The following is a 7,931-nucleotide window of genomic DNA, read 5'->3' as shown; positions in this document are numbered from 1 at the left end:
GGCCGGGGGGGTCCGCCCGCACCCCGCCCGCGCTGCCTACTTGGCCCGGCTGGCGATCGCCCAGTCGACCGCTTCCTGCGGGCGGGCCGCGGAGCCCGTGAGCCGGGGGGACACATAACGGGCGAGCAGCTCCATGCTGCGGTTGGTCTTCTCGTACGACGTCCAGTCCGCGACGTACACCAGGAGCTTGCCGAATCCGCCGGTCATCTCCTGCATGCGCTCGATGCCGGCCACCACGTCGTCGACCGAGCCGACGAGGGCGCCGCCGGACTCGACCCGGGCCTCCAGGGCCTTCTCGCGCGACACTCCCGGGCTGATCACTTCCCGCCCGGCAGCCTTGGCGAAGTACTCGAACAGCCAGCGGTCGTAGCCCTCGCGGACATCGGCGTACGCCTCTTCGCGGGTCTCCGCGACGTGCACCGGCAGGGCGATGCGCCACTTGGCGCGGTCGAGGGTCTGCCCGTGCTCGGCGGCGGACTCCTCGGCGTACTTCCACTGGTGCGCGAGGCCGATGTGCGCGGGAGCGCCCGGCGTCATGAGCGCGAAGGGCAGCGCGAACGACGTCATGCTCAGGCCGTACTGCCCGATCAGCCGCGGGCTGGACTGCGAGGTGCCGGAGGTCGCCATGGCGACCTCGATGCCGTCCGGGCTGAAGCGGGGCAGCTGGAGCTTGGCGTCCCGCAGGTCGTACCAGTCCGTCTTCTGCGTGACCCGCTTGTCTCCGTTGACCAGTTCCAGGACGGTCGGCAGGGCCTCTTCGAGCCGGCGGCGCTGCACCGGCTGCTCCAGGCCGAACATCTTCGCGTCGAAGGGCACGCCCGGCCCGGTGCCCAGGATGTAGCGCCCCTGGGTCAGGTGGTCGAGGTGGACGGCGCGGCTGGCGACGTGGAAGGGGTGGTGCCCGGAGAGCGGCACGACGCCGTGCGCCAGCTTGATCTGACGGGTGCGCTGCGAGGCCGCGGCGATCATCGTCTCCGGAGCGCCGACGAGACCCCAGCCGAGGGTGTGGTGCTCGCCGAACCAGGCCTCATCGAAGTTGAGGTTGTCGGCGTGCTCGACGAGGTCGAGGTTCCGGCGTATCGCCAGGTGCGGGTCCTGACCGGTCTCGTGAACGGGGGACAGGAAGATTCCGATACGGCTGTGCACAGCGATGCTCCAGAAAGGTGAGGAGGGGATGTACGGGAGTGGGGTGAGGCAGGGGGTGCGTGACGCGCGAGAAGGGGCGCGCGGAACGGGATGAGAGCGAGCGGCGGGGGGCCTGGTAGCTCTGTCCGGACGGCGCGGGACAGGCCAGGACCGGCCCTAGGCCAGCCGGTACACCGAGTCCTTCAGGGCGCGGACGCGCTCGTAGTCGGCGGTGAGCTGCTCCTCGGCCGGGGCCGTGAGGTACACCCGCAGCGAGCTGGTCAGCAGATCGACGGTGGGCTTCAGGCGGGCGCCCGGCTTGACCTTCACGGCGGTGAAGAAGACGCTCGGCAGGCTCTTGATCCGCTCGACGACCGCCTCGTCGACCGATGCGACGACCCCGTCGAGTTCGGTGGGCGTGTTGTAGACGACGGCGGACTGCAGCTTGCGGTAGACGCTCCCGCCGTGCCGCGCGCGGAACTCGTCGGGCTGGGCGTAGGCCATGGCGGACAGCTGCGCCTGGTTGCCGCCGAGGCAGACGTCGTGGAAGGGGGCGTTGATGTTGCCGTTGAGCCGGGTGCCGATCTCGACCAGGGCCGGACCCTCGTCCGTCATGATCACCTCGGCGTGCGCCGGGCCCCACCGCACGCCCAGGGCGGCCAGCACCTCGTCGACGTACGAGACGAGTGACGCCACCAGGTCGCTGTCGGGATCGACGAGGATGTCGCGGTTGTAGATGTTCTTGCCGGACGCCAGCAGCGTCTTCTCGTACTGCCAGACTCCGCAGACGTACCGCTCGCCGTCGCAGCTGACGGTGTCGACGATGTACTCGGTGCCCGCGAGGTAGGACTGCACGAGGATCTCGGTGTTCGAGAAGCCGAAGATGTCCTGCGCCGACAGCACGCTCTCAGCCGCGGCGCGGACCTCCTCGGAGCTGTCGCAGATGAACACGCCGTCCGAGGCGGCCGAGCTGAGCGGCTTGATGACGACGGGGTAGCGGCCCCGGTCGTCGGCCCACTTCACCAGCGCGGCCGGGTCGCCGCTCTTGAACTGGCTCGCGCACCGCACGCCGGCCCCGCGCAGCGCCTCGATCATCTCGTACTTGTCCCGGCGGGCGGTGGACAGCCGCGATCCGTTGGACGGGACGCCGAGCGCCTCGCTGAGCCGGTCCGCGAGCGGTACGCAGGACTCCTGGCCCGCGATGACGCAGAGCGGCTCGTACGTGCGGAGGATCTCGACGAGCTTGCCCTCGTCGGCGCAGACGATGTTCTCCGCGTACGCCGTCAGGTCCGGCGGCGCCATGGTGGGGATGAGCTCCGGCGTGCTCTGTACGTGGACGACGTCGGCGCCCTGGGCAGCGAAGGCGGCCGGGTAGAAGTTGCCGGCCGAGTAGCCGTCGACGACGACCGCGACCGGGCGGCGTGAGGTTGACACGGGCGCAGCGGGTGTCATGAGCGGGCCTCCGACTCGATGAAGCGGACGAGGCGGGCGATGCCCTCGCGGATGGCGTCCGGGGCCAAGTTGCTGAAGCCCAGGCGCAGTTCCCGGTCGCCGCCGCCGTCGATGTAGAACATGCTCATCGGCGCCCAGCTGACGCCGAAGTCGCGGGCGGAGCGCTCCATCGCGGCCAGGTCGGCCGCGAAGCCCACCTCGACGGTGAGGAAAAAGCCCCCGCGCGGCACGTTCCAGCGCACCTGGTGCTCGGCGTAGCGCTCGGGCGGGAAGTGCGCGGCGAGCGCGTCGAGGGTGACTGCCAGCCGCTCCTGGTACACGGCGGCCAACTCGCGGGTCGCACTGCGCAGGTCGTAGTCGTTCTCGACCAGGATGCCGCCGATCGCCGCCTGGGACAGCGAGGACGATCCGACGCTGAACATGGCCTTGGCCTTGGACAGTTCCTGGGCGAGGGTGCGCCGGCCGCCGTCCTCGGACTCCACGATCTGGTCGGCGACCAGGTAGCCGAGACGGGCGCCGGGGAAGGCGGACTTGGCGAAGGAGCCGAGGTAGAGCACGTCGCCGCGGGTGTCGAGCGACTTGAGCGTCGGCATCTTCTCGCCGTCCCGGGCGAACAGGCCGTACGGGTTGTCCTCCAGGATCTTCAGTCCCTCCTCGGCGGCCACGTCGAGCAGGCGTTGCCTGGCCTCCAGGGGGACGACGGTTCCGGACGGGTTGGAGAAGTCCGGGACCAGGTAGAGAGCCACCGGGCGCTTGCCCTCGGCCCGGACGGCGCGGGCGGCGGCGGCCACGGCCTCGGGCTCCAGGCCGTTGGGGCCCTCGACGATGCCCTTGACCGGGATGTCCAGCATGCGGGCGGCGCCGCGGATGCCGACGTAGGCGGGCGACACCGACAGCAGCACGTCGTCGGGGGACGCGAACAGGCCGCGCAGCGCGACCAGGGTCGCTTCCTGGAAGCCGTGCGTGATCATGATCGCCTCGGCGGGGACGTCGATGTCCTCGTCGTGCTGGAGCATCTTGGCGACTTCGCCTTGGATGAAGCCGTTGACCGGGCCGTACTGGAAGAGCATGCGGGTGATGCGCTGCTCGGGCACGCCCTGGTCCCGCAGGTGCTTGACGTAGCGGTCGATGTGGACGGACAGGTTGGCGATGTCGTGGGTGCCGTCGTACGGGGCGCCGGACGAGAACGACAGGGCGTCGGGGAACTTCATCGCGGTCTCGCTGAGCAGCCTCATCGAGTCCATCTGCGGATCGACGATGGCGGCGTGCAGCGTGTTCTGCGGGAGCGCCGTGCGCGCCGGCGTGTCTTCCTGGACGGTGGGCGTGGGGTTCATGTCGGTGGCTGACTTCCTTCGTGCTTGGTGCGAGCGGACCCGGTGCGTCTCAGCGGCCCCGGAGCCCCGTGTGGTCATGCCGCGGGCAGGCTCAGTGCCGCGACCCAGCTGCCCTTGCCCGGCGCCCACTGGCGGATCCGGGTCCGGGCGACGACGCCGCCCTTGACGTAGGGCTCGTCGTCCAGCAGTTCCTGGAGGCTCTGGCGGTCCTCGACCTCGTAGAGCAGCAGTCCGGCGTTCTCGTCCGGGAGCGGTCCGCCGAGCAGCAGCACCCCGCTGTCGGCGAGGTCGCGGAGGTTCTGGGCGTGGGCGGGGTGCAGCTCCTGGCGTCCCGCGCGGTCCACGTTGTATTCGAATTCGACGATGAACTTCGCCATGGGGATGTTCCTTCCGGGCGGTGGCGACTCACATGCGGAGGTGGCTCACCAGTGGAGGCGGCTCACCTGTAGCGGCTCACATGTAGAGGCCGCCGTTGATGTCGATGACGGAGCCGGTCGAGTAGCCGGCGCTCTCCGAGCACAGGTGCAGCACGCTGCCGACCGCCTCGGACACGGTGCCCATGCGGCCCATCGGCAGCTTGGACAGCACGGCCTTCTTCTGCTCCGGGTCGCGCCGCTCCCAGGCCCCGGCCACCCGGTCGGTGGCGATGGGACCGTGCGCGACGACGTTGATGACGACTCCGGCGGGGGCGAGCTCGTACGCCATCTGCTTGGTCATGCCGATGACCGCGGCCTTGGCGCCCACGTAGGCGGCGTTGTTGAAGTGGCTGTAGGTGCGACCGCCGGCGGAGGCGAAGTTGACGATGCGTCCGTAGCCGTTCTTCGCCATGTGGGGCGCGCACACCTTGACGGCGATCCAGCTGCTGACAACGTTTTCCAGGTACGCCTGGCTGAAGTGGTCGGTGGTCAGATCCGCGTAGCCGATGACGCGGGTGTCGCCGCCGACGCCGTTGACGAGGATGGACGGTGCGAACCGCTCGACGATGTCGGTGAGTTGGCGCTCGGCGGCCGGTATGTCGGTGATGTCGCCGACGACCACCTCGACCCGGGTGAGCTCTTCGAGCTGCTTCGCCAGCAGGGTGACGGCCTCCTCGTCCCGGTCGAACAGGACGAGCGTGTGGCCTTCCCCGGCCAGCCCGCGGGCCACTTCGCGCAGCATGCCGCCGGCCGCGCCGATCAGCAGGGCGGTACGGGGGGTGGGTGTGGGGCGTGCGGTCATGGTGTGGGTCACCTTGTCTCTGTGGTCGGTGCGAGGGGGGTGTGGTCGTCGGCGGCGGGGGGAGCCGCGGCGGTGCCGACGGGGTCCGGGGCCGCGGTGGTGGGGGCATCGACCGGGTCCGGGGCCGTTGTGGGGCCGGCGGTGTCCGGAGCCGTTGTGGGGCCGGCGAGGTCCGGGGCCACCGTGGGGCCGGTGTCCGGAATCCGCGTCATGAGCTTGAAGCCGAGGGCCACGCCCAGCCCGAGCACGAGCGTGGCGGTCCACAGCGTCGCGTAGCCGTACGCGTTGGCCACCGTGAGCCCGATCGGGCCGCCGACCACGAACGCCGCGTTCCAGGCGAAGAAGTACGAGCCCTGGTAGGTGCTGACCCGGCCTTCCGGCGCCCGGTTGGTGATGAAGGTCGCCGACATCGGCGCCCAGAGCACCTCGCCGAGCGTCCAGACGACGGTGGCGACGATGAACGAGACCATGTCGCCGGCCAGTGCGTTGACGCCGAACCCGATGGCGATCAGGCCCGCGGCCAGGACCAGCGGGGTCTCCTCCCGCATGCTGCCGACGACCTTGGGGACGAGGGGCAGCAGGGCGATGGACAGCACCGCGTTGATGGCCAGCACGACACCGATGTCACTGGGTGTCAGACCGCTGGCGCGCATGTCCAGTGGGAGGGCCGAGTTGATCTGGAGGTAGATGCAGGCCAGCAGGAAGCAGAGGATCAGGAAGGCGACCAGGACCCGCGACTGGAAGGGCTCGGCGACCCCCCGCACCGCGCGTCCCAGCGCCGACGCGCCGCCTCCGGCCGCCCCTCGCGGGGCGCCCTCGTCCCGTACCCGCTCCGCGGCCCGTACCTCGTCGGCCGGCAGCGCGCGGACCAGCACCGCGTAGATGGCGGCACACGCCGCCCACACGAAGAACAGGGCGGGCGGGTAGGAGGCGAGGAGGAAGCCGGAGATGACCGGGCTGAGCGACATGCCGACGTTGAAGCCCACCAGGAAGAGGCTGTACGCCTTGGAGAACTGCTCCTGCGGAACGATCTTGGCGATCAGTCCGGCCCCGGCGGGCCGGTCCACCGCGGAGAGGAAGCCGGTGGCGAGGGACAGCGCGCACAGGGCGACGACGTTGTCGGTGACGACGAACAGCATGGCCATGACGGCGGTGACGGGCTGGGCGGCGATGATCGTGCGCCGCGGCCCGATCAGGTCCGCCACGGCTCCGCCCACCAGCCCGGACATCACGATGCCCGCGCCGAAGAGCCCGACGATCAGCGGGGTGATCCGGTCGGTGACGAGGTCGCCCTGCTCCAGGTAAAGGATCAGGAAGGCGGGCGCCAGTGTGCCGAGCCGGCTGAACGTCTGCCCGAACCACAGCAGCCAGAAGGCTCTGGGAAGGTTCATCGGTTGCACCCCGTTCGGGTGAGGGTCGGCAAGGGGGCGGGAGGCGGCGGGGCTGGAGGCAACGAGGCGGCAGGCAACGGGGAGGCGGGCAACGGGGAGGCGGGCACGCCGCGACTCAGGCTGCTGTACGCGAACGCGGCCGAGACCAACGTCATGTGGTGGTGCCAGCCGGGAAAGGAGCGGCCCTCGAACGCGCGGAGGCCGAAGTCGTTCTCCAGCCGCTCCAGCGTGTCTGCGGTGCCGGCGTGCAGCCGGGCGAGGTCCAGGAGTTCTCCTGGGGGCCGGTGCACGAGATCGGTGATCCAGATCTGCCCGACGCGGCCCGGCGCGGGGCTTTCGGCGAAGACCCGCAGGGGTGAGTCGACGCCGCCCAGCCTCACCAGCCCGGTCAGGAAGGCCGGCTGCCCCGCCGTACGGGGCTGGCGCGGGCTGTGCTGCCCGAGGAGGCGCTGTACGGGAAGGGCGTGGCCGTCGCCGGTCAGCCGTCGCTTGTCGGCCTCCGGCCGGCGGCGCTGAACGGACGGGCCGGACGGGATGGGGAGGACCGGATGGCTGCCGGGCAGGGCGACCACGAAGCGGCGGCCACGGGCGGCCAGCCCGCGCACGGCCTCCCCGCTGTCGCTGTACCCGGTCAGATCCACCACGACCGGCAGCCCGGCGAGGTCCCGGCGGGCGCCGATGCCGTCGACGAGGTCGAGGGCGTGCGCGGTGGCCGAGCCCTGGCGGTCGCCCGGCTCGGTGTCGGGGATACGGGCGCGCCGGCGCGACTGCGGGTCCTGTGACCAGTGCTCGGGCAGCAGCAGGCGCCAGTCGACGGGCACCACGTCGGCGCCCGTGGACAGGAACGCCCCGATGCCGACCTGGCAGTTGACCGTACGCCCGCTCTGCGGCACGAAACGGCGGTGGACGCCGCAGGACTGCTCGCCCCGCTTGGGCAGGACCGCCGGGCCGATGGTCACGGCCCGGGGCCGGGTGCGCTCCTGCACCCACCGGGCCAGCCGGTCCCGTACGGGCGCCCACTCCCAGGGGCTGTCGTTGACGAACTGGTGCAGCGCCTGGGCCGCGGTGCTGGAGTCGGAGACCGAGGCCGCCAGCCGCCGCACCGTCTTCTTGCCGGGCGTGGTGAGCAGCCCGTGCAGGTAGGCGTGCGCCCACTTGCGCTGGTCCGCCCTCGGCAGCCGGCCGAACACCGCCTCGGTGAACGCGGAGACCGATGGCCGTGCCTGCGTTGTCTGTGCTGTCAGTGTCGCCAGCGCTGTTCGCGTTGCCAGTGCTGTCTGTGCTGTCTGTGTCAGCTGCGTTATCTGCTGCGTAGCCATCGCGCGTTCCCCCCTCTGGTGTCACCGCCGCCGGTGCCGTGTCATACCCGGCAACTGAAAACATAGAGAACACCCTCTTTGTTTTCAAGGGG

7 protein-coding genes are annotated in these 7,931 nt (G+C 70.9%); all 7 read right to left on the bottom strand.

Annotated features, from left to right (window positions below):
• Positions 1 to 36 precede the first annotated feature (36 nt).
• The 7 genes from QMK28_RS01645 to QMK28_RS01615 all read right to left on the bottom strand — a co-directional run bounded on the left by QMK28_RS01645 (position 37) and on the right by QMK28_RS01615 (position 7,791).
• Positions 37 to 1,146, bottom strand: coding sequence for an LLM class flavin-dependent oxidoreductase (locus QMK28_RS01645; RefSeq protein WP_326435120.1), 1,110 nt, complete (start codon positions 1,144 to 1,146; stop codon positions 37 to 39).
• A 156-nt stretch (positions 1,147 to 1,302) separates the two neighbouring features.
• Positions 1,303 to 2,559, bottom strand: a complete 1,257-nt coding sequence (locus QMK28_RS01640) for an ATP-grasp domain-containing protein (RefSeq protein ID WP_326435119.1) — start codon at positions 2,557 to 2,559, stop codon at positions 1,303 to 1,305.
• 14 nt (positions 2,560 to 2,573) lie between these two features.
• Positions 2,574 to 3,911 (bottom strand): aminotransferase-like domain-containing protein, encoded by a 1,338-nt coding sequence (locus tag QMK28_RS01635; protein WP_326435118.1) that lies wholly within the window; start codon positions 3,909 to 3,911, stop codon positions 2,574 to 2,576.
• 74 nt (positions 3,912 to 3,985) lie between these two features.
• Positions 3,986 to 4,288 carry a YciI family protein gene (locus QMK28_RS01630; protein ID WP_326435116.1) on the bottom strand — a complete coding sequence of 101 codons (303 nt, stop codon included), beginning with the start codon at positions 4,286 to 4,288 and terminating at the stop codon, positions 3,986 to 3,988.
• A gap of 76 nt (positions 4,289 to 4,364) precedes the next feature.
• Positions 4,365 to 5,129 (bottom strand): SDR family NAD(P)-dependent oxidoreductase, encoded by a 765-nt coding sequence (locus QMK28_RS01625; RefSeq protein ID WP_326435115.1) that lies wholly within the window; start codon positions 5,127 to 5,129, stop codon positions 4,365 to 4,367.
• Between the two features lie 8 nt (positions 5,130 to 5,137).
• Positions 5,138 to 6,520, bottom strand: a complete 1,383-nt coding sequence (locus QMK28_RS01620) for an MFS transporter (RefSeq protein ID WP_326435114.1) — start codon at positions 6,518 to 6,520, stop codon at positions 5,138 to 5,140.
• Positions 6,517 to 7,791, bottom strand: a complete 1,275-nt coding sequence (locus QMK28_RS01615; protein ID WP_443050492.1) for an IS701 family transposase — start codon at positions 7,789 to 7,791, stop codon at positions 6,517 to 6,519. The genes QMK28_RS01620 and QMK28_RS01615 overlap by 4 nt, the downstream gene beginning before the upstream one ends.
• Positions 7,792 to 7,931: the final 140 nt, after the last annotated feature.

This window comes from Streptomyces sp. H27-D2 (assembly GCF_035828615.1).
Classification (GTDB): Bacteria; Actinomycetota; Actinomycetes; order Streptomycetales; family Streptomycetaceae; genus Streptomyces.
Note: the sequence above shows the minus strand (reverse complement) of the source record. Positions and strands in the feature narration are given on the sequence as shown.